A 21,294-nucleotide genomic window follows, 5' to 3' on the forward strand; every position below is an offset into this window, starting at 1 on the left:
TGGAGCTTGAATGAAACCGTCTCTCAGAAGCGCCGGCCAAGTATTCGGGTCGATACAAATCACCCTGGTGTTGAGTATTGTTGTCCCCTTGCTGGCCATCAGTGGCCTGGCTATATATCTCGGGTTCGGGGCCGTAGAAAAGGCTCTGAATGAGCGCTTACAGGAAGATCTGGAACTGGTGGCTCGCGCTGCCAGCGGCCCGCTTTCCCGCGCCATGCAGGAAAAAGATGAGTTGGTTATAGGCGATTCTTTGAAATCGATCTTCCGGATTGGTCGCGTGTCCGGAGCATCGGTTTTCGATAAAGACGGAGCCCGAATTGCCAGTCTGGGCTTGGCGGACACAGACGTAGGAAACAGCGCCAGTGCCGAGCAGGTTATTAATAGTGGCGAGCTTGGAGGAGCCTTTCGGCGTGTGGATGGGCAATCCGTATTCTCGCACTTTACGCCTCTGGTGGCCGACGATGGCCGAATACAGGGGTTGCTGCAAATCACCCGCAAACGTAGCGATTTTCATGAGTTACTGACCTCAAGCCGCCTTTGGGCCGCCTCTATCTGGTCGGCCCTTGCGATCACAATCATTCTGGTGGTGGTGCTTGGGCACTACGGGACTGTCGGTCGCCATGTCAGTCGGCTATTGGGTGCCATGGAAGAGCTTGCACCTGGTCACTGGCAGCTTCATGCGGAGCCCTCTGGCCCCCGTGAGTTGCGGCAAATTTATGGTGGTGTGCGGGACATGGGGCAGCGCATGGCCAGAGCAGAAGAGGAAATACAACAACGGGTGATCATTGAGCGTCAACTTGCTGAACGCCTGGAATATCAGGAAAAAATAGCCATGATCGGGCGGGTGGCTGGCGGGGTGGCCCACGAACTGGGCGCGCCTTTGAACGTGATTCAGGGGCGAGCCAACATTTTGGCCCGTCATGAACTGACAGATGAGCAGCGGCGGCAGTTGGACGACATCAGCTATCAGGTGGGGCGCATGACCACCATCATTCAACAGCTTTTGGACTGTTTCCGCCATGTGCCAGATTCAAGGCGGCCGATCAGTCTTGATACTGTCCTCAAGGATGTACTGGCGCGTGCGGGTGAAGACGAGAAATGCCGCGGGAAACGCCTGCTAAGTCAGGGCTTTGATGTGGATGCTCGGGTCAGGGCTGAACCTGTGAGATTGGAATTAGCCTGCCTTAATGTGGTGCGCAACGCCTGTCAGGCCGCTCGCGCCGAGGTAACTGTGTCGTTGCATCGCTGTGGTAACGAGTGGGAAGTGCGGGTCGAGGATGATGGTCCGGGCATCGCAACGGAAAAGCGAGATGCGGTGTTTGAACCGTTTTACAGTACCCGGCCCGCCGGGGAAGGCACAGGGCTTGGGCTGGCGATGGTTAGCAGTGTACTTAAAGAACACAGTGGCCGGATTGAAATCGGAAGCAGTGAGTCGGGAGGATGCAGAATGAGCCTGTACTGGCCAGAGGAGACAGTAGTATGAGCCAATACAAAGCAAGGATTCTGCTTCTGGAAGATGATGCCAGCCTCGGTCTGCTATTGAGTGAAGAGCTTGCGTTGGATGGTTACAGCGTAAGCCGCGCCGGAACCGTAAACGAGGCCTGTGGGATGCTACGCGCAGAAACGCCTGATTTGGTTGTATCAGATCTGCGCCTGCCGGATGGCGATGGGTTGGAGTTGCTCAAGGCGGCTCAGGCCGAGGGGCTCAGTCTGCCTTTTATCATCATTACCGCTTTCGGAACCGTTGATCAGGCCGTTGACGCATTGCAGGCAGGAGCGGATGACTTTCTCACCAAACCTTTGTCTACTGATCATCTGCGCCTGAAAATAAAACGATTGCTCACTCAGGCGGACCTCACAAAACAGCTTCAGCAGTTTCTTGCGAACAGTAACGCCGATGAATCCCTGGGCCTGATTGGCGACCATGAAAGCATGGCGCGGCTCCGGTCCGAAATTCGCCAGATTGCTCGCAGTGAGGCCGCAGTATTGATATGCGGCGAAAGCGGAACCGGTAAGGAATTGGTGGCAAGAGCGATTCACCGCGTCAGCGAGCGCAGCTCCAAGCCGTTTGTGGCGGTGAATTGTGCGGGTATACCGGCAGAACTTATGGAAAGTGAGTTTTTCGGACACGAGGCGGGTGCTTTTACCGGGGCGCGCCAGGCTCGGAAGGGCCTGTTTGCGGAAGCACACGGTGGCACTTTGTTGCTGGATGAAATTGGCGAGATGCCTCTGGCCTTGCAGGCAAAGCTGCTTCGGGTATTACAGGAGGGAATGGTGAAACCAGTGGGCTCGGACCAGGAAGAGCCCGTGGACGTGCGAATTCTGGCCGCCACCCATGTAGATCTCCAGAAAGCTGTGAGTGAAGGCAGCTTCCGGGAAGACCTCTACTATCGATTGGAGACTCTGAGCCTGCGCATTCCGGCGTTACGTGAGCGGGGTGATGATGTTGACCTGCTTGCCATGCACTTTCTAAGGGAAGCTGCCCGTCGGCATCAGCGCGGATTTTTGAAACTGAGCGAGGTAAGCTCTCGCACTCTTATGGATTACCCGTTCCCGGGCAATGTTCGCGAACTGGCCAGCGCGATCGAGAGGGCAGTAACCTTTTGTGAAGGCGACACCATCCAGCCCGATCATCTACCAGAACGAATCCGCAAACGTCAGGGAGCTACGGTTTCGTCACAGGCTCCATTAAGTGCCGATCGCATTTCGAAATGGCCAACACTGGATACCCTCCAGCAAGACTATGTGAGTGAGGTGATGAAGGCAGTGGGTGGTAACAAGCGCCGAGCTGCCCAGATTTTGGGTATAAATCGGCGCACCTTGTACAGATGGCTGGCCGCGGATGAATCTGGCCCTGAAGCAGGCGATGACACCGACGTAGTGAGCAGTGGTGTAAAAGTGACTAAAGGAGGCGTGCAATGAAAGACCAGAAAACAGCCATGATGTACGGGCTGGGCACTGTGTTGCTCTGGTCTACTGTTGCCACGGCTTTCAAGCTGGCCTTGGCAGATTTGGAACCCGTGCAAATGTTGCTGGTCGCTTGCTCGGCGTCTGTGGTGGTTATGGCGATTATCCTGATGCTGCAAAAACGTTGGCATCTGGTATTTTCGCTAAAGAGGAAACAATACATACAATCGTTTGGCATGGGCTTGATAAACCCTTGTCTATACTATTTCTTTCTTTTTGGTGCATTCGATCGGCTACCTGCGCAAGAAGCCCAGCCGTTAAATTACACCTGGGCGCTGGTATTGGCGTACCTGTCGGTGCCATTTCTGGGCCATCGCCTGCGTAGGCTGGATATACTGGCGGGCCTGGTGTGCTATGCGGGCGTTGTGGTGATTGCCACTCGGGGTGCCGTGACCACCCTGAGCTTCTCAGACCCAATCGGGGTTGCTCTGGCCATAGGCAGTACTCTTGTGTGGGCGTCCTATTGGATTATTGCTACCCGTGATACCCGGGATCCGGTGGTTGGTCTGTTCCTGAATTTTTTGTTCGGCCTCCCGGTGATAGCTGTAATCTGTTGGTGGACAGAAGGCCTGCCCCTGCCGGTTACCGGCTCTTTGGTTGCCGCTATGTACGTAGGCATATTCGAAATGGGTATCGCCTTCGTGCTCTGGTCTTACGCTATGAAAAAGGCAGAAAACACCTCCAGAGTGAGTAACCTGATTTTTATTTCGCCATTCCTGTCACTCGTGTTCATTTATTTTATTCTGGGCGAACAGATTCTACCCTCGACCTATATTGGGCTGGTGTTGATTATGGCGGGGCTTTGGCTGCAGCAGAAAAAAGTGAAAGAACGTGAGCAGGGGCTGGCTGATGGCCAGTGATTGGTTTGTCTACATAATTCGCACCGCCCGTGGTGCACTTTATACGGGCATAACCACAGACGTAAATCGCCGCTTTGCCGAACATCAGGCCGGCGCGCCCAAAGGCGCGCGGAGCTTGAGGGGTAAAGGTCCGCTGGAACTGGTGCTAAGCTTGCCTGCAGGTGATCGCAGCCGGGCATCAAAGCTGGAGTGGCACATCAAGCAATGGCCAAAACAGCGTAAACAGGCGCTTGTTCAGGGCAAGGTCAGTCTGCCAGATGCTTTTTGATATGCTTGCCAGCGGCTTGCACTGCAGCGGAGGCTCGGCTTAGTTGTCCGCTATGCACCTGGAATACGTGCCAGAGGCTGTTGAACACCTCAAGTTGGGTATCTACTCCCGCATTTCTCGCCACACCTGCCAAACGCTCAGCATCGTTAAGCAGAATTTCCTGGCTGCCGACCTGTATCAGCAGAGGGGGTAATCTCTCAAGGTTTCCGAAAACCGGAGAGATAAGAGGGTTGGTCAAGGGCTCTCGCCCGGCGTATAGCTTTGCTGCCTTCTCTGTCCAGCGGGCCTGCAGCACAGGTTCGCATTCGGGGGAATACAGGTTTTTTTGGGTCAGATCTGTCCAGGGTGAAAAAACCGTAATCGAAGAGGGGAGTGGTTGATTGCTGTCACGCAGGCGCATGGCCAGAGCAATGGCGAGGCCGCCGCCCGCTGAGTCACCTGCTATAGCAATCTGCCCAGGCGTAAATCCTTCCTCGATGAGCCCCTGCCACGCCGCTTCTGCATCATCCAGGGCTGCTGGGAAAGGATGCTCGGGAGCAAGGCGGTACTCTGGCGTAATCACCATGCAGCCAGTGGCTTTGGCCAGGTGGCCGGTAAGGCCCTTGTGCGTGGTTGCAGAGCCGATGATATAACCACCGCCGTGCAGGTATAGCACAGCACCACGTGTGACTTTCCCGAAAGAGCTTTTGATTGTTGAAAGGCCTGCCAGAGTGTCTGTCTGAAAGCGGCAGTCACGGGGCGGAACAGAGCTCCGGTAAGCCTGGCTTATTAAGGTGCGCTGAACTGAAACCGGAACGGCCGGATGAAGGGCTGGCCTGACCAAACGAGTCATTGTTTGGCGTAGCGCGGTCTCAATTAGGTGTTGCAACATCTGTGTTATACCCCCGCTATGGGTTAGGATTGTGCATCTTAATTTGTATTATCTATTCATGACAGGCGTTTAACTCTACGTGTACTGGAAAACAGATACCATAGAAATACCTGACTGGGATCGCAGCTCTCTTTTGAAGAGGTTGGAGCCTTTTGATCCGGGTGGGCGTGAAAAACTCAGCGATGAGATGGTGGCCTATTGCCGCTTTTATGGCCTTGATCTTTGGGTAGAGCATCCCGAGGTTGCGTACCATCAAGGCTATGTGACGGCAGGCGAGCATGAGGTCATGGTGCACTATTTCAGGCTGCCGGAACCTCGGGTGAATCGGGGTACCGTGTTCATTTTGCACGGCTATTTTGATCACGTCGGCTTGTATAGTCAGTTGATCGACCGTTGCCTTGGGGCCGGTTTTGATGTGCTGGCGTATGACCAGCCAGGGCATGGGCTTTCCAGTGGCACACCCGCTGCTATCGGCAGTTTCCTGGAATACCAGGGAGTCTTGTCAGAAGTTCTCGCTCATGTGCGGGATAAAGTCCGCGGGCCCTGGTTTGCAGTAGGGCAGAGTACGGGAGGAGCCATATTGATTGACTACCTTCTGTCTAACCATCATTCCACGGAGACGTCGGAGTTCCAGAAGGTGGTTTTACTGGCACCCTTGGTGCGCCCCGCGGGATGGCTTGGTGCCAAAGTTCTGCACACGCTGGTTAAGCCATTTATGACCCGGTGGCAGCGTGTATTTGCGGCGAACAGCGGCAATACACGCTTTTTACGTTTCCTGCGTGAGTATGACCCACTGCAGGCGAGGGCTGTTCACGTTGATTGGGTGAGCGCACTACGAACATGGATACCGCACATTGAATCGGCTCGCCCTGTGAACTTTCCGGTAACGGTTGTTCAGGGCGAAAAAGATCAGACAGTAGATTGGCAACACAATCTGAGAATCATCCGCAACAAGTTTGCAGCGGTCGAGGAGGTGAGAATCGCCAATGGCCGCCATCATTTGGTAAACGAAGCCAAAGATCTACAGGCAACTGTGTTCAATACAATTATAGATACGTTTGAGCGTTCAATAACAGGCGCTTCCGAAAACTCCTGACGCCGTGACCTCAAGGCACTTGAGCAGGAAGGGTTCTCGTTGAGATGCGTTTGTAGAAAAACCGCTATAGGAGACATGTATGAAAAAAACAATGCTTGCACTAGCTGTGACGACCATGGGCCTTGCCGGCTGCATGACGTATGACCCTTATACCGATGAAGAGAAAACGTCGAATGCCACTAAAGGCAGCATTATTGGCGCCCTTGGTGGCGCTGCTATCGGTGCTGCAACCTCAAGCAAAAGCGACCGCGGCAAAGGTGCATTGATTGGTGCGGCCGGCGGCGCAGCGGTTGGTGGTGGCATTGGCTACTACATGGACAGGCAGGAAGCGGAGCTAAGGCATAAGCTGAAAGGTACCGGCGTTCGTGTTGTTCGCAACGGCGATCAGATTGAGCTGGTAATGCCTGGTAATATCACATTTGAAACGGATCAGACGTCCATTCGTTCTGGCTTCACAAGTACGCTTGAATCCGTTTCATTGGTGTTGAAAGAGTTCGACAAGACCATCATCCAGATTGAAGGTCACACCGACAGCACGGGTGCCGACAGCTACAATCAGCTGCTCAGTGAGCGCCGTGCCGGCTCTGTGCGCGACTTCTTGCTCAACCAGGGTATTGAGCCCAAGCGCACCCGCGCTGTTGGCTATGGCGAGCGCTACCCGATTGCCTCCAACGATACGTCAGCAGGGCGGGAGCAGAACCGTCGTGTGGAGTTGACCTTGGTGCCGATGCAGTAATCGGCGAATAGGCGGGGCCCCGGACATATCGGGGCAATAAAAAACCGGAGCAGCTGCTCCGGTTTTTTATTGGTACTTGCTGCTTAAAACAGCACGCGAGCGCGTATGGTGCCTTTCACCTGGAGCAGCTTCTCCAGTGCAAGTTCACCGTAGGCTTTGTCTACGTCAATTACCACATAACCAATGTCCTGCTTGGTTTGTAGATACTGACCGCAAACGTTTATGTCGTTGTCCGAGAATACTTTGTTGATCTCGGACATCACGCCTGGCACGTTCTCGTGAATGTGCAATAAACGGTGCTGGTTCGGATGTGAAGGCAGAGCAACTTCCGGGAAGTTGACAGACGATACAGACGTACCGTTATCGCTGTACATTGCCAACTTCTCAGCCACTTCGCGCCCGATGTTTTCCTGGGCCTCGATGGTGGACCCACCTACGTGCGGAGTCAGGATAACGTTATCGAACTCGCGCAGTGGAGATACGAATTCCTCATTGTTCGATTTGGGCTCGACCGGGAAAACGTCAACCGCTGCACCCAGCAACTTGCCGCTTCTCAGGGAGTCTGCGAGCGCATCGATATCAACAACCGTGCCCCTTGAGGCGTTCATCAGGATAGAGCCAGGCTTCATTTGCGCCAGTTGCTCGGCCTTGAACATATACTTGGTGGCCGGCGTTTCAGGAACATGCAGGCTCACAACATCGGAGATGTTGAGCAGTTCTTGCAGGCTGCCTACCTGAGTGGCGTTGCCAATGGGCAGCTTGGAAACCACATCATAGAAGTAAACATCCATGCCCAGGCTCTCGGCGAGAACGCTGAACTGTGTACCTATGTTGCCGTAACCGATAATGCCCAGCTTCTTGCCGCGGATTTCATAGCTGTCTTTTGCTGACTTCTGCCACTCGCCACGATGTGCTTTGGCGCTCTTCTCGGGAACGCCGCGGAGCAGGAGAATGGCCTGGGCCAGAACCAGCTCAGCAACACTGCGAGTGTTGGAGAAAGGTGCGTTGAAAACCGCGATGCCACGGCGGGTAGCCGCTTGCAGATCCACCTGGTTGGTACCAATGCAGAAACAACCCACAGCAACCAGCTTCTTGGCTGCTTCAAAAACGTTTGCAGTCAACTGAGTACGTGAGCGAAGGCCGACAAAGTGCGCATCGGCAATTTTCTCAATCAGGTCTTCCTCGGCCAGAGAGTGACTGAGGTACTCAATGTTGGTGTAACCTGCGGCATTCAGGGTGTCCAGTGCGGACTGGTGCACGCCTTCCAGCAGCAGAATCCGGATTTTGCTCTTTTCGAGGGACGTCGTTGACATGGGCTTTGCTTCCGAACCTTTCGTGGCATGAAATCACCTGCAGCCAGTGATCGTCGGGGCTGGCTCACAGAACAGGAGCGGTATGATACCATAAAAGCAACTTTTCACAGTGCGCCGGTTCGCCTGGATCAATTGAATTTAAAATTCGTACCCAGAGCCGCCTGCCCAACCCTGACGAGACCGCCACATACATGAACACCGAACAGATCATAGCCTCCCTGAGAGAACTGTTAGCCACCGGTGACGCACCCGGAAAGATTCTGACTGACCCGGCTGATCTGGAGAGTTACGGCAAGGATTGGACGCGTATATACGCACCAAATCCCATTGCCATTGCTCTTCCGAAATCTACCGAACAGGTTCAGGCACTGGTGAGGTTTGCCAACGAAAGCCAGATTGCGCTGGTACCCTCCGGTGGCCGCACTGGCTTGAGTGCCGGTGCTGTGGCTGCCAATGGGGAGGTGGTTGTTGCCTTTGATAACATGAATCAGATCCTGGATTTCAGCGCCAGCGATCGACTGGTGCGTTGCCAGGCGGGTGTCATAACGGAGCAACTTCAGAACTTTGCTGAAGAGAACAGCCTTTACTACCCGGTGGATTTTGCTTCTGCAGGCTCCAGCCAGCTTGGTGGCAACATCTCCACCAACGCAGGCGGCATAAAAGTCATCCGCTACGGCATGAGCCGCGACTGGGTAGCAGGCCTTAAAGTAGTCACGGGCAAAGGCGACATCCTGGAACTGAACAAGGATCTGGCAAAGAACAACACAGGCTACGACCTGCGCCATCTGTTTATCGGCGCCGAAGGCACACTTGGCTTTATTACCGAAGCCACCATGAAGCTCACTCGCCAGCCCAACAATCTCACGGTGCTGGTGCTTGGGCTGAACGACCTGGGTAACACCATGGACGTACTGAAAACCTTCCAGGGCGGCCTTGACCTGACCGCCTACGAGTTTTTCTCTCACGAAGCCATGGGGCATGTTCTCGCCCACGGGCAAGTGCAGGCTCCGTTTGAAACCGAAGCGCCTTACTATGCATTGCTGGAATTCGAAGCGACTTCGGATCAAGTAATGGACGACGCCATGAGCTTGTTTGAGCAGTGCATGGAAAATGGCTGGGTTCTGGACGGCGTAATCAGCCAGAGCGAAACCCAAGCCCAGAATTTGTGGCAGCTCCGCGAGCGCATTTCTGAATCCATAGCGCCGCGCACCCCATACAAGAACGACATTTCCGTTGTGGTTTCCAAAGTCCCCGGGTTCCTCAAAGAAATTGACGAACTGGTGGCAGAACAATACCCGGATTTCGAAATCATCTGGTTCGGCCACATAGGCGATGGCAACCTGCACCTGAACATCCTCAAACCGGAAGACATGGCCAAAGAAGACTTCTTCGAAAAGTGCCAGCAGGTGAACAAGTGGGTGTTTGAAATCGTCGAGAAATACCAGGGCAGCGTCTCCGCCGAGCACGGCGTAGGCATGACCAAAAAGCCCTACCTGCAATACACCCGCAGCGAGGCGGAGATTGCGTACCTGAGAGGGATCAAGCAAGTATTTGATCCCAATGGCATCATCAACCCTGGCAAGATATTCGACTAATGCAACGGCATATCGTAGTACTCACCGGCGCTGGCATCAGCGCCGAAAGTGGCCTCTCCACCTTCCGGGATAACGGCGGGCTATGGGAGCAGCAAAGCGTATACGACGTCGCCACCCCCGAAGCCTTCGCCCGAAACAAGGAGTTGGTGCTGCGCTTCTACAACGAACGCCGCCGCCAACTGGCCAGTGTGCAGCCAAACCGCGCCCACAAATTGCTGGGCGAACTGGAACAGCATCACCGCGTAACCATCGTCACCCAGAACGTAGACGACCTCCATGAGCGCGGCGGATCCAGCAACGTAATCCACCTCCACGGCGAACTCACCAAAGCCCGAAGCTCGGTTAATCCAGAGTTGGTTTACGACATAGGCTACCGCGACATAGAACTCGGCGAGACCTGCGAATACGGCGAACAACTCCGCCCCCACATCGTCTGGTTCGGCGAAGAAGTCCCCATGCTAGAGGCAGCAGCCGACATAGTCCGAACCGCCGACGACCTGCTGATAGTCGGAACTTCACTACAGGTATACCCGGCTGCAGGACTGATTCACGAAGTGGAGCGAGATGTACCGATAACGGTGGTAGATCCGGGAGAAACCGCCGGAGTTTCCCGTGCCAGTGTAATCAGAAAAGGGGCGGGAGAAGGCGTTGCAGAATGGGCAGCGAACTTCTTAGCTAGGTAGGTTTTGGCGGGGCACACTTCCCAAAACTGTGCGTAGCCATGGATGGCGGAGCCAAGCGTACAAGGACGTATTCACAGCGTGTTTTGGGAAGTGTGCCCCGCCAAAACCGTCAGCACCAGAACTCAGGGCGACTCGGCAAGATACTTACGAAGCTCCTCACCAAAAGCCGCCTGAACCCCCAAGCGCTTCAGCATCCAATAGTGCCCCGCAATCATCCGATCAATAAAAATACTCTCAACTGGTGGCTTGAACGAATCCAGATACTTGAACACCGTACTCGTCTTCGCCGCCACCCGCTTATGAATGCTCGATTCACCAAAATCATACGGTTGCTCAGAATCAAACGGCACCACAAGAATATCCCGCCACATGGCGTAATAAGCCTCATCAATCGCCGGCTGGCTCCCAACCCGAGCACCCAAATCAATCAGATAAGAATCCAGCGCCTTATAGTCCTCAGCCAGCGCCGCCGTAACCGCATTACGGTAAGCTTCAACAATCTCCGGCTTCAGCTTCTTAACACAGCCAAAATCGTACATCACAACACTGCCATCCGGCCGATAGGCAAAATTCCCCGCGTGTGGATCACCATGAATGCACTGAAAGCGGAATAGCTGATCCGCCATGGTCGTAAACATACGATGGCCGATCAGATTGATCGTAGCCTGATCGTAGCGCTCGGGCGTCACCTCGCTCACATGATCGCCTTCCTCGAGAATCAGGGTGAGCACATGGCGCGTTGAGTGACTGGGGATTACCGAAGGAATAACGACCCACGGGTCATTTTTGTGGAATTCGCGGAACAGACCAATGTTGCTGGCCTCATTCTCATAATCGAGCTCTTCCCGCAGGCGTTCGCGAATCTCATTGAACAGTTGATCAACCGACTCTTTCGGCATTTTCAGCAGGCCACCGAGCTTCAGCGCCAGCCGAAGTTGTTTCAGGTCTGAATCGCAGGATTCATCCACGCCCGGGTACTGTACCTTCACGATCACATCCGTGCCGTCATGCAGGCGGGCTCGATGCACCTGGCCAATGGAGGCTGCAGCGTAGGGATTTTCCTGCAGGTACTCGAACAATTCACCAATCGGCTTGCCCAGCTCTGTCTCTATCTGTTCAAGAATAATCTCGAACGGCATGGGCGGTGCTTCTTTCTGCAGTTTCTGAAGCGCATCGGAGAACTCGCGGGGCAGGAAATCCTGGGTCTGGGAGGCAATTTGCCCCACCTTCATGGCAGCACCTTTCATCTCACCGAGGGTGTCGGTGATGCGGTTGGCCATGCGCGTGTAGCTTTCACTGCGAGCGCCTTCGTCGTTTTCCCCGTTGAACAGGCTGCGAGCTTTCTGGCCGGCATATTGCCCTGCCACCGAGGCAGTCATGCCAGCAAGCTTGAAGAAACGACCACTGCGTGAGGTAACCGGTTTTTTTGCCATGCCTGACTATACGAGCTCTTTATAAAGAAAGATTGTGTCAGCCAACGTTAACCACTTTGGTGGAAACGGACAACTGGTCTTCCAACTGTAACGCCAGCGTCTGCCCTGAAACCAATGGGCCAACACCCTTGGGCGTGCCTGTGAGCACCACATCGCCAGGCATCAGTGTGAAGTGACGGCTTATATGGGCAATCAGCGGAATGATAGGGAAAAGCATGTCACGGGAATCACCGCTCTGCTGGCGCTGCTCGTCGATATCCAGACTGAAGGTAATGTGGTCGTTGCTGAACAGGTCAGCCGCTACAAAAGGAGACAGAGGGCAGGCGCCATCAAAAGCTTTGGCTCGCTCCCAAGGGTGTCCTTTTTCTTTAAGCTGGCTTTGCAGATCCCGAAGGGTCAAGTCCAGCGCCAAACCGTAACCTAGAATGGCCGCCTGAGCTTCGCTGGCAGACGCATTGGTCAAGGGTTTGCCGATCAGCACCGCAAGTTCGGTTTCGAAGTGCACCTCGCCATGACTGGCCGGGAATTCGAGGGGGCGAGTTACATGGGCTGCCGAGGTGGCGGGTTTGATGAACAACAGAGGTTCAGAAGGCACCGGGTTATTGAGTTCTTTCGCGTGCTCCGCGTAATTGCGGCCAACGCAAACAATCTTGCCCAATGGCAGGTGCACCGGAGTGCCGTCTTTCCAGTGGTGCTGATAAGAATCCATGACGACCTCCCGGTGCTCTTATAAAAATTGAGGCTCAGTCTCTATTCGCCCTCAAACGAGCATACAGTATAGACCTTGAGGCCCTCTTCTTGCAGCTTGGCAGATCCGCCTAGATCAGGAAGATCGATCATGGCAGCCACTTCGATAATTTCTGCACCAATACGGCGAATCAACCTGCTGGCGGCGAGCATGGTGCCACCGGTGGCGATCAGGTCGTCCACCAGTATCACTTTGTCGCCGGGTTTAAACGCATCCTGGTGTAGCTCAACTGAAGCGGTTCCATATTCCAGCTCGTAGTCTTCCACCAGGGTGTCGAACGGCAGTTTGCCTTTCTTGCGTACCAGTACCAATGAGGCGTTTAGTTCATACGCTAACGCCGAACCGATGATGAATCCGCGGGCATCCACCGCAGCCACAGCATCAATATCGTGGCCATGGTAGCGGTGTACGAACGCATCAATCAGCTTTCGGAATGCAGTTTTATCCTGCAGAACCGTGGTTATATCCCGGAAGTCGACGCCGGGCTTTGGCCAGTTTGGCACTGTACGGATGGCTTGCTTGATGCTTTGAGAAAAATAATCCATAAAAAATCAGGCTCTCATACTGGGCGTAGATTAACCTGCGTCCAGAAACATGAATTTCAGGATGAAAACAACAGAGATCACCACAACGCTTACGTTCAGATCAGACCAGCGTCCACTCAGAGCTTTGATCACGGCGTAAGTAATGAAGCCTAGCGCAATGCCATTAGCGATTGAGAAGGTCAGCGGCATTACCAGAGCGGTAACCACAGCTGGCGCTGCATCCGTGATGTCGTCCCAGTCTATCAGCTTGAGACCGCCGGTCATCAGCACAGCCACGTAAAGCAGAGCGGGTGCAGTGGCGTAGGCCGGAATAATGCTTGCGATGGGTGCCAGCAGCAAACACGCCAGAAACAGCAGAGCCACAACCACAGCCGTCAGGCCGGTGCGCCCACCCGCAGAAATACCTGCAGTGGATTCAATGTAGCTGGTGGTAGTTGAGGTTCCGAGAGCGGCGCCAGACATGGTCGCAACAGAGTCAGACATAAGCGCGCGGCCCAGGCGTGGCAGCTTGCCATCTTTGTCCAGCAGACCACCGCGCTGTGCAGCACCGATCAGTGTGCCTGACGTATCGAAGAGGTCCACAAACAGGAACGCGAACACGATGCTGATCATGCCAACGTTCAGTGCGCCCGCTATGTCCATTTTCATGAAAGTGGGTGCAAGGCTTGGAGGGGCGGAGACGAAGCCCTTGTATTCCACCATGCCGAGCATCATGGCGATGGCGGTCACGGCAATAATGCCAATCATCACCGAGCCGGTTATGCGGCGGAATGAAAGTGCACAGATCAGAACGAAACCGCCAAAAAACAGAAGGCTCTCAGCAGACTTCAATTCGCCCAAACCAACCAGAGTGGCGGGGTGGTCTACCACAATGCCAGCATTCTTGAGAGCGATCAGTGCCAGGAAGAAACCGATACCGGCTGAAATGCCGAAGCGCAGGGACAGGGGAATGCTGTTGATGATCCATTCGCGGATTTTGAAAATACTCAACAGGAAGAAGATCAGGCCGGAGAGGAATACCGCACCAAGCGCGACTTCCCAGCTATACCCGAGACTACCCACAACAGTGAAGGCGAAAAAGGCGTTCAGCCCCATGCCCGGAGCCAGAGCAATTGGATAGTTTGCCCACAGGCCCATGATCAGGGTGCCGATAGCCGCTGCCAGACAGGTTGCTACAAATACCGCACCGTAGTCCATTCCGGTGGTGGACAGCATGTCCGGGTTGACCACGATAATATACGCCATGGTCAGGAAGGTGGTGATGCCCGCTACCAGTTCTTTACGAACGTTGGTGCCGTGGGCCTGAAGTTTGAACAGTCGTTCGAGCATGACGGGTGTCTGCCTCTCAGGGTGCCAATGAGTGTAAGGTTTGGGAGCGCGTTAAGAACGGAAAACAGTTGATAATCGAAAAAATATGCGTGAAAAAACGGTAATCTTACCGGTTGAAGGTGATCCCGCCAAGTAGTGATTGGCGTATTGAATCACGAGCCGCACTGTTGTTTCAGTTTTGCGCTGGATCGCGTTGTAACCGAATATCGAAACGTACTGCAGCCATCCGCACTATAACAATAAACAGAAGGCCAATGGTCAGCGCCAGAGTTTCGCTTTCAAGTGACCACTGACAGATGAAATAGAGCCAGCAACCCGCAAATGAAATGGATGCGTAAATTTGATCCTTGCGGAAAATGAAGGGAACTTCGTTACAAAGAGTGTCTCGCAGGGCCCCTCCGAATGTGCCGGTCATAACTCCGAGCATTGAAGCGATAAACCACGAATGCCCCAAGTCCAGTGCCAATTGCGCACCTAGTATCGAGAAAATGCCTAGCCCTATGGCGTCTGGAAACACAATCCAGGATTCGCGCATACGTTCAGAGCGCTTCCAGTAGCTGAATACAATCGCCATGGCGAGAATCAGAATCGGCTGTTCTTCATGCTTGATCCAGTAAAGCGGGTGGTTTGCCATAATGAGATCGCGCAGGGTCCCGCCCCCCAGAGCGGTGATAAAACCAATAGCAAAAACACCGACCGGGTCCATGTTCTTGGAACGGGCAACCAGCATGCCTGAAATGGCAAAGGCAACAATCCCTATCATTTCAAGCGAATAGATTATATCTGGCATAGCGAACCCTGAAAGGTAGGCGGGTGGTTTTTGAACAGCTCATATCGGGAGCGCGAAGAATAACGGAAATTAGCGCTTGATTCATCTCTAAGACGGTGTCGAAGTTAAGGAGTGTATAAGCCGTGTTTATAGATATGGATAAAGGTTCTTTATTTGCTTCATGATGAGAGTCTGTTTAGCTTGATGTCATTCAATAAAAACAGATTTTTATCAAAAGGAGTCCCCATGAAAGCAATCCTCTGTAAAGAATATGGTCCTGCCTCGAGTTTGGTCATTGAGGACGTGCCTAGCCCGGAGGCGAAAGGTCGCGGTGTGAAGGTGCGCGTTAAGGCAGCCGGGCTGAACTTTCCCGATACGCTTATTATTGAAAACAAGTATCAGCTTAAGCCAACCCTGCCATTCTCCCCTGGTGGTGAGTTGTCTGGTGAAGTGATCGCGGTGGGAGATAAGGTCACCCGCTTTAAGGTTGGTGACAGGGTTGCTGGCCTGACGGGTTACGGTGCTTTTGCTGAAGAAGTAATTGTGCCTGAGCATAACTTGCTGCCGATACCGGAAGGCATGAGCGACGAAAAAGCGGCCGGCTTTACCATGGTTTATGGCACGTCTTATTACGCCCTCAAGCAGCGCGCAAACATTCAGCCGGGCGAAACACTGTTGGTGCTTGGTGCCAGTGGTGGCGTAGGCCTGGCAACGGTAGAGCTTGGCAAGGCTATGGGTGCTCATGTTATCGCTGCTGCCAGCTCCGCTGAGAAGCTTGAGGTTGCCAGGGCGGCTGGTGCAGATGAGTTGATCAATTACACAGAAGAGTCTGTGAAAGACGCAGTAAAGCGCCTGACCAGAAGCAAGGGCGTAGATGTAATTTACGATCCTGTAGGTGGTGATTTCACCGAGCAAGCTGTGCGAGCCATGGCCTGGAATGGTCGCCATTTGATCGTAGGCTTCGCTGCCGGCGATATCCCGAAAATTCCGGCGAACCTGACTCTGTTGAAAGGCTGCTCGGTTGTTGGTGTGTTCTGGGGCAGCTTCACCCAGCGTGAGCCGGAAGCGAGTGCTCAGAACATGATGGAGCTGATGAAGCTCTATGCTGAAGGCAAAATCGATCCAAAGATCAGTGAAGTCTTCGAGTTTGAGGATTACGCCAAGGCCTTGGGTGCTCTGTCTGAGCGGCGCGCTACTGGGAAGGTTGTGCTTAAGGTTGGCTCTTGAGTTGCCTCGGCACTAAGGACTATTGCACCAAACTCTGAAAGCCATGCAGGGCGGGTCTTCCCAAAAATGTAGAGGGCCAAGGACGGCCCGAAACGAGCGCACACGGATGTGCTCGTAGCGGTTTTTGGGAAGACCCGTCCTGCATGGCTAACCCCGATCTAAAAGGCTAGGGCCGTAACCAGCAGGCCACAAAACGGTCAGAAACTAAACTGCCCACCATCAATATCCGCTACCAGTTCCGGAGTCAGCAGCGTGTAACCCTCAGTTTTAGGAAGCCACGCATAAATCGCCTCATCTGAACGGTTCAGCGAGTAACCGGCTTTCTGGATATCCACCTTGCGGTACTTGAAGGTGCCCGTTTTCTCAATAGCGTCAGTCACACGCACAAACACAGGCACTGCATAAGCAGGCAGGTTCGCTCGCATATAGTCCAGCAGCTTGGCAATATCGAAATTGCTCATATCCGGAACCAGAGTCACCATGCCGGCCTTGCCGTTGGTCTTCGGGATTTCCACACCATAGACGATGGCCTCTTCTACCATGCCAGAGCCATCGATGATGTTTTCAACCTCGTTGGTCGAAACGTTCTCGCCTTTCCAGCGGAAGGTGTCGCCCATTCGATCCACAAACTGTAGATGCCCACAACCGATTGATTTCAAAACATCACCCGTGTTGAACCAGGCGTCACCTTTTTTGAAAGCATCCCTGATCAGGGATTTTTCTGTGGCTTCTTTCTGGGTGTAGCCTTCAAACGCCCATTTCTTTGTGTTCTCACTAATGAGCAGGCCTGGCTCGCCTTTCTCGGCTTCTTCCAGTGTGCCCTTCGCATTGCGGATCGGGTCCCGCGTGCCGTCGTGGAATTTGACCAATTTGTACGGCGCTGTAGACAGGCCGACGGTGTTGTCCATGTTGAAGAAGTTACTGAAGCCGACGTTACCTTCACTGGACGCGTAGAGTTCCGAGACGGTTTCAATACCGAAACGGTCTTTGAACTCATTCCAGATGGAGGGCCGTAAACCATTGCCCAGCATTTTGGTCAGGCGATGGTTGCTATCCTGGTCACTTGGCGGCTGATTCAGCAGGTAGCGGCAGAGTTCGCCAATGTAGCCGAAGGCTGTTGCATCGTAGCGGCGTACGTCGTCCCAGAAAGCGCTGGCGGAGAACTTTCGGCGCAGGGCGAAGGCAGATCCTCCCGCCAGGGCAGTACTCCAGCACACCACCAGGCCAGTACCGTGGTACAGGGGCAGGGTGCAGTAGAAGACGTCGTCCGGCGTCATTGAGAGCGCCATCATTCCAAAGCCGCCGTAGGCTTTTACGAACTTGGTGTGTGATCCGGGCGCGGCCTTGGGCAGGCCAGTTGTGCCGGAAGTAAACAGATAAATTGCAGTATCTCCGGTTCTGGGCGGGTCACTCAGCTCCGGATTGTTGCTGTTGAAAGTACTGACCTGCTGTGCCAAGTTGGCGTAGCCCGTGGGCGCATCACCGAAGGCATTAAGAGTGTTGGTGTCAGCAAGGAATAGATGGGGCGTGGGGTGGTCAAGCTGAACGCCGGCTTTGATGTCATCAAATGCAGGCACCAACTCCTCGCCAACCACGATCATTTTCGGTTTAACCAGGTTGATGCTGTGTTCCAGCACCTTTCCTCTTTGGGAGGAGTTTAGCATGGCGCAGGCAACGCCAATCTTGGCCGCGCCTGAAACCACTGCCAGAATCTCCGGGCGATTCTCAAGCAATACTGCAATTGAATCGCCCTTTTTCAGACCCTGAGCCTGAAGATAAGCCGCAATGCGATTGGACCAGGCATTGAACTCGCCCCAGGTGATGCTGCGATCCTCAAACAAAATAGCCGTTTTTTCCCGGTATTTTTCGGCATTCTTCTCTACGAGAGTTCCGAGGGTTAGAGGTTTGCGCGCATCCTTCACTGAGTAATAGTAATAGCCTTTGGCAATTGCCGGGAGTCGTTTGAAGACTCCTGGCAGGCTGCGCATCAGATCCATCCCAGTAACTTTATCTTGGCTCATGGTCTTTCCGTCTGGTGTTATTATAAGTTTGGACTAGTCCAGATAGAGGTCTGGCAACAACGGCTTGTCATTGGCCTCATAACGGTAGCCTTCAAAATCGGTTACGCCGTCCTGGCGCAGCACGTCTTCGTCTATCAGGTTTTGGCCTGTCATCTCTTCAACAGAGTGATTCAGGATGCTTACCGCTGCATCTGCCATGATCTCGGGAGTCCGGCCTTGTGCCATCATTTGCGCTCCGCCCGCTTCATGCTCAATGGCCGCGGTCGAGATAAGCGTTTTCGGCCAGAGCGTGTTAACGGCGATACCGTAGCGTTTAAACTCCTGGGCCATGCCAATGCTGATCATGGTCATGGCGTATTTTGTGGAGGTGTATGGCCCAAACTGAGCAAACCATTTCGGGTCAAGGTTCAGCGGCGGTGACATGCTCAGAATGTGGGCGCGCTTGGATTTTTTGAGCCAGGGTAGGGCTGCCTGACTGCAGGCAAGCACAGCGCGGGCATTCACTTGATGCAAGAGATCGAAGCGACTTACCTTCAGATTCTCTACGCCAGTCAGGCGAATGGCGCCGGCGTTGTTGATCAGGGCGTCAATGCCGCCAAAGTGTTCAGCGGCTTCATCGATACGCTGCTTGATCTGATCTTCATCGCGTACGTCGAGTACCACCGGCAGCGCCTGGCCACCGGCCGCACGAACTTCTTCCGCTACGGTGTGGATGGTGCCTGGCAGCTTGGGATGAGGTGTGTCTGACTTTGCCGCGATAATAACGTTTGCGCCTTGGCGTGCACAGGCGAGGGCGATGGCACGGCCGATGCCCCGGCTGGCGCCGGTAATAAATACGGTTTGGTTTTTCAATGTGTTCACTGTTGATTCTCCTGTTCGGATGCTTCGCCGGTGGTCACTTCCACCAACAATTGATTACGCTTGACCTGGTCACCTTTGGTGGTCAGTACCTGAGCTACGACACCGTCGCAGTCGGCTTTGACTGGGTGTTCCATCTTCATGGCTTCGAGTATGACGAGGGTGTCGCCCTGGCTAACGGTTTGGCCGGGTTCTACCAAAACGTCGATAATGGCGCCGTCCATAGATGCCTGAATGCGCCCACTACCGGCACCATTAGCACCTGCCGCAGGCTGGTGAGTGAGATCAGTGACCGACCACGACTCTCCGAACGCCTGCAAATATAGGGAATCCCCAGCGCGGTGATATTGGCAACGCTGACGAATGTTGTTGTCGATAATGCATAAAATGCCGTTATTCAGGCTGGTCACTACCAATTCGTGATGTTCGTCACCGAGACTGCAGGACACTTTGTTACCGCTGCTTTGTACCAGTAGCTCAACCGTTGCGTCGCCGACGGCCAACTTCATGGGTGTGTTCGTGGCGGGTGCGTTGCTCCAGGCTTTGTTGCCGGCTGTATCGTGGGCCAGTACACAGGCTGCAATGGCAAGCTGGCGGATTTGCAGTTTGGCTGGCTGCAGTGACGGGTCTTCACTGAAGCCCTGTTGCAGGAATGCTGTGGTTGCTTCACCGGCGCCAAAGGTGCTGTCGGCAATGATGCGGCCGAGGAAGTACCGGTTGGTTGTGACACCAAATACGGTTGTATCTTCCAAAGCGCGAATCAAGCGGCGGCGTGCTTCATCCCGGTTTTCACCCCAAGCGATGACTTTTGCAAGCATGGGGTCATAGTGCGGTGTAACTTCATCACCGGAGCGCACCCCTGTGTCATAACGCAGGCCTTCGCCTTCCGCAGGCTGGAAAATATGCAGTGGGCCGGTCTGGGGCGTGAAGCCGTTGGATGGGTCTTCCGCGTACAGCCGAACTTCGATGGCGTGGCCGTTCAATTCGATGTCATTCTGAGCCAGGGGCAATGGTAGGCCTTCGGCAACGGTAAGCTGCCAAGCGACCAGATCCTGCCCGGTGATCAATTCTGTAACCGGGTGCTCTACCTGCAGGCGGGTGTTCATTTCCAGGAAGTAGAAGTTGCGGTCTTTGTCGACGAGGAATTCGACGGTGCCTGCGCCTTCGTAATTACAGGCCAGCGCCGCTTTTACGGCAGCTTCGCCCATGGCGACCCGGAGTTCCGGTGTCACGAAGGGGGAGGGTGCTTCTTCAACGACTTTCTGGTGGCGACGCTGTACGGAGCAGTCCCGCTCGCCGAGGTATACGGCTTTGCCGTGCTGATCGGCGAACACCTGAATTTCTACGTGGCGGGGTTCGATTACCGCTCTTTCGAGTATCAGTTCGTCGTCGCCGAATGCCTGCTTGGATTCGGAGCGTGCCCGTTTGATGTTGTCGGCCAGTTCGGATTCGCTGTGCACAAGACGCATGCCCCGGCCACCGCCGCCGGCAGAGGCTTTAATCATCAGCGGGTAGCCGATGTCAGCCGCAGCAGCAATGAGTTCCTCGTCGCTGGCGTTGTCGCCTTCGTATCCGGGAACAACCGGTACGCCGGCTTTTTGCATGGCGATTTTAGAGCGTCGCTTGCTGCCCATGAGTTCGATGGCGCCCGCTGGGGGGCCTACGAATACGATGCCAGCTTCTTTACAGGCGTCTGAAAAGCCTGAGTTCTCGGAGAGAAAACCGTAACCCGGATGGATGCAGTCGGCGCCTGTTTTGCGGGCGGCATCGAGTATGGCGTCGGCGTTCAGGTAAGACGCGGATACTTGGGCCGGCCCTATGCAAACGGCTTCGTCTGCCAGTTCAGTGTGCATGGCATTGGCGTCAGCCTCGGAGTATACGGCGACGGTGCGGTATCCGAGGGCTTTGGCGGTGCGAATAACGCGTACTGCGATTTCGCCCCGGTTGGCTATTAGTAGTTTTTTCAGCATAGCGC

Annotated in this window: 19 protein-coding genes; 9 read left to right on the forward strand and 10 right to left on the reverse strand. The window is 54.3% G+C overall.

Annotation, left to right across the window (positions count from 1 at the left end; translation table 11 throughout):
- Positions 1-10 precede the first annotated feature (10 nt).
- From AADB16_RS07375 to AADB16_RS07390, 4 genes are read left to right on the forward strand one after another with little or no spacing between them, the layout of a single operon-like run.
- Complete coding sequence (locus AADB16_RS07375) at positions 11-1,483, forward strand: ATP-binding protein (RefSeq protein ID WP_410802353.1); 1,473 nt, start codon at positions 11-13, stop codon at positions 1,481-1,483.
- Entirely contained in the window at positions 1,480-2,922 is a 1,443-nt protein-coding gene (locus AADB16_RS07380; RefSeq protein ID WP_410802355.1) for a sigma-54-dependent transcriptional regulator, read from the forward strand. The genes AADB16_RS07375 and AADB16_RS07380 overlap by 4 nt, the downstream gene beginning before the upstream one ends.
- Complete coding sequence (locus tag AADB16_RS07385) at positions 2,919-3,827, forward strand: DMT family transporter (RefSeq protein ID WP_309045144.1); 909 nt, start codon at positions 2,919-2,921, stop codon at positions 3,825-3,827. Before AADB16_RS07380 ends, AADB16_RS07385 begins: the two co-directional genes overlap by 4 nt.
- Positions 3,817-4,095, forward strand: coding sequence for a GIY-YIG nuclease family protein (locus AADB16_RS07390; RefSeq protein ID WP_410802357.1), 279 nt, complete (start codon positions 3,817-3,819; stop codon positions 4,093-4,095). Before AADB16_RS07385 ends, AADB16_RS07390 begins: the two co-directional genes overlap by 11 nt.
- On the opposite strand, the gene AADB16_RS07395 is transcribed toward AADB16_RS07390, so the two are convergent.
- Positions 4,073-4,966, reverse strand: coding sequence for an alpha/beta hydrolase (locus AADB16_RS07395; protein ID WP_410802359.1), 894 nt, complete (start codon positions 4,964-4,966; stop codon positions 4,073-4,075). The genes AADB16_RS07390 and AADB16_RS07395 overlap by 23 nt on opposite strands.
- Positions 4,967-5,045: 79 nt before the next feature.
- On the opposite strand from AADB16_RS07395, the gene AADB16_RS07400 reads away from it, so the two are divergent.
- The gene (locus tag AADB16_RS07400; RefSeq protein WP_309045147.1) at positions 5,046-6,062 is read left to right on the forward strand and encodes an alpha/beta hydrolase; all 1,017 of its coding nucleotides are present in this window, start codon (positions 5,046-5,048) and stop codon (positions 6,060-6,062) included.
- Positions 6,063-6,141: 79 nt separating this feature from the next.
- Entirely contained in the window at positions 6,142-6,798 is a 657-nt protein-coding gene (locus tag AADB16_RS07405; protein WP_309045148.1) for an OmpA family protein, read from the forward strand.
- Positions 6,799-6,881: 83 nt separating this feature from the next.
- On the opposite strand, the gene serA is transcribed toward AADB16_RS07405, so the two are convergent.
- Positions 6,882-8,111, reverse strand: a complete 1,230-nt coding sequence (serA, locus tag AADB16_RS07410) for a phosphoglycerate dehydrogenase (RefSeq protein WP_410802361.1) — start codon at positions 8,109-8,111, stop codon at positions 6,882-6,884.
- Positions 8,112-8,302: 191 nt separating this feature from the next.
- On the opposite strand from serA, the gene AADB16_RS07415 reads away from it, so the two are divergent.
- Both AADB16_RS07415 and AADB16_RS07420 read left to right on the forward strand, forming a co-directional pair.
- On the forward strand, positions 8,303-9,706 hold the full coding sequence (locus AADB16_RS07415) for an FAD-binding oxidoreductase (RefSeq protein ID WP_410802363.1): 1,404 nt from the start codon (positions 8,303-8,305) through the stop codon (positions 9,704-9,706).
- Complete coding sequence (locus AADB16_RS07420; protein WP_410802365.1) at positions 9,706-10,389, forward strand: SIR2 family NAD-dependent protein deacylase; 684 nt, start codon at positions 9,706-9,708, stop codon at positions 10,387-10,389. The genes AADB16_RS07415 and AADB16_RS07420 overlap by 1 nt, the downstream gene beginning before the upstream one ends.
- Before the next feature lie 122 nt (positions 10,390-10,511).
- Here the strand turns inward: AADB16_RS07420 and AADB16_RS07425 are convergent, their stop codons facing one another.
- The 5 genes from AADB16_RS07425 to AADB16_RS07445 form a co-directional block, all read right to left on the reverse strand.
- Complete coding sequence (locus tag AADB16_RS07425) at positions 10,512-11,822, reverse strand: ABC1 kinase family protein (protein WP_410802367.1); 1,311 nt, start codon at positions 11,820-11,822, stop codon at positions 10,512-10,514.
- 37 nt (positions 11,823-11,859) lie between these two features.
- A complete protein-coding gene (locus AADB16_RS07430; RefSeq protein WP_410802369.1) occupies positions 11,860-12,531 on the reverse strand; it encodes a fumarylacetoacetate hydrolase family protein in 672 nt (223 codons plus the stop codon).
- A 41-nt stretch (positions 12,532-12,572) separates the two neighbouring features.
- On the reverse strand, positions 12,573-13,115 hold the full coding sequence (locus AADB16_RS07435; RefSeq protein WP_298448492.1) for an adenine phosphoribosyltransferase: 543 nt from the start codon (positions 13,113-13,115) through the stop codon (positions 12,573-12,575).
- A 30-nt stretch (positions 13,116-13,145) separates the two neighbouring features.
- A complete protein-coding gene (locus AADB16_RS07440; RefSeq protein WP_410802371.1) occupies positions 13,146-14,444 on the reverse strand; it encodes an NCS2 family permease in 1,299 nt (432 codons plus the stop codon).
- Positions 14,445-14,616: 172 nt separating this feature from the next.
- Positions 14,617-15,234: a trimeric intracellular cation channel family protein gene (locus AADB16_RS07445; protein WP_410802373.1), complete on the reverse strand. Its 618-nt coding sequence runs from the start codon at positions 15,232-15,234 to the stop codon at positions 14,617-14,619.
- Between the two features lie 225 nt (positions 15,235-15,459).
- Between AADB16_RS07445 and AADB16_RS07450 the strand changes: the two genes are divergently transcribed.
- Positions 15,460-16,440 carry an NADPH:quinone oxidoreductase family protein gene (locus tag AADB16_RS07450; protein ID WP_410802375.1) on the forward strand — a complete coding sequence of 327 codons (981 nt, stop codon included), beginning with the start codon at positions 15,460-15,462 and terminating at the stop codon, positions 16,438-16,440.
- Positions 16,441-16,637: 197 nt separating this feature from the next.
- On the opposite strand, the gene AADB16_RS07455 is transcribed toward AADB16_RS07450, so the two are convergent.
- From AADB16_RS07455 to AADB16_RS07465, 3 genes are read right to left on the reverse strand one after another with little or no spacing between them, the layout of a single operon-like run.
- On the reverse strand, positions 16,638-18,461 hold the full coding sequence (locus AADB16_RS07455; RefSeq protein ID WP_410802377.1) for a long-chain-acyl-CoA synthetase: 1,824 nt from the start codon (positions 18,459-18,461) through the stop codon (positions 16,638-16,640).
- A gap of 33 nt (positions 18,462-18,494) precedes the next feature.
- A complete protein-coding gene (locus tag AADB16_RS07460) occupies positions 18,495-19,322 on the reverse strand; it encodes an SDR family oxidoreductase (protein WP_410802379.1) in 828 nt (275 codons plus the stop codon).
- Positions 19,319-21,289 carry an acetyl/propionyl/methylcrotonyl-CoA carboxylase subunit alpha gene (locus AADB16_RS07465; protein ID WP_410802381.1) on the reverse strand — a complete coding sequence of 657 codons (1,971 nt, stop codon included), beginning with the start codon at positions 21,287-21,289 and terminating at the stop codon, positions 19,319-19,321. The genes AADB16_RS07460 and AADB16_RS07465 overlap by 4 nt, the downstream gene beginning before the upstream one ends.
- Positions 21,290-21,294: the final 5 nt, after the last annotated feature.

The organism is Marinobacter sp. KMM 10035 (assembly GCF_046537445.1).
GTDB classification, from domain to species: Bacteria; Pseudomonadota; Gammaproteobacteria; order Pseudomonadales; family Oleiphilaceae; genus Marinobacter; species Marinobacter sediminicola.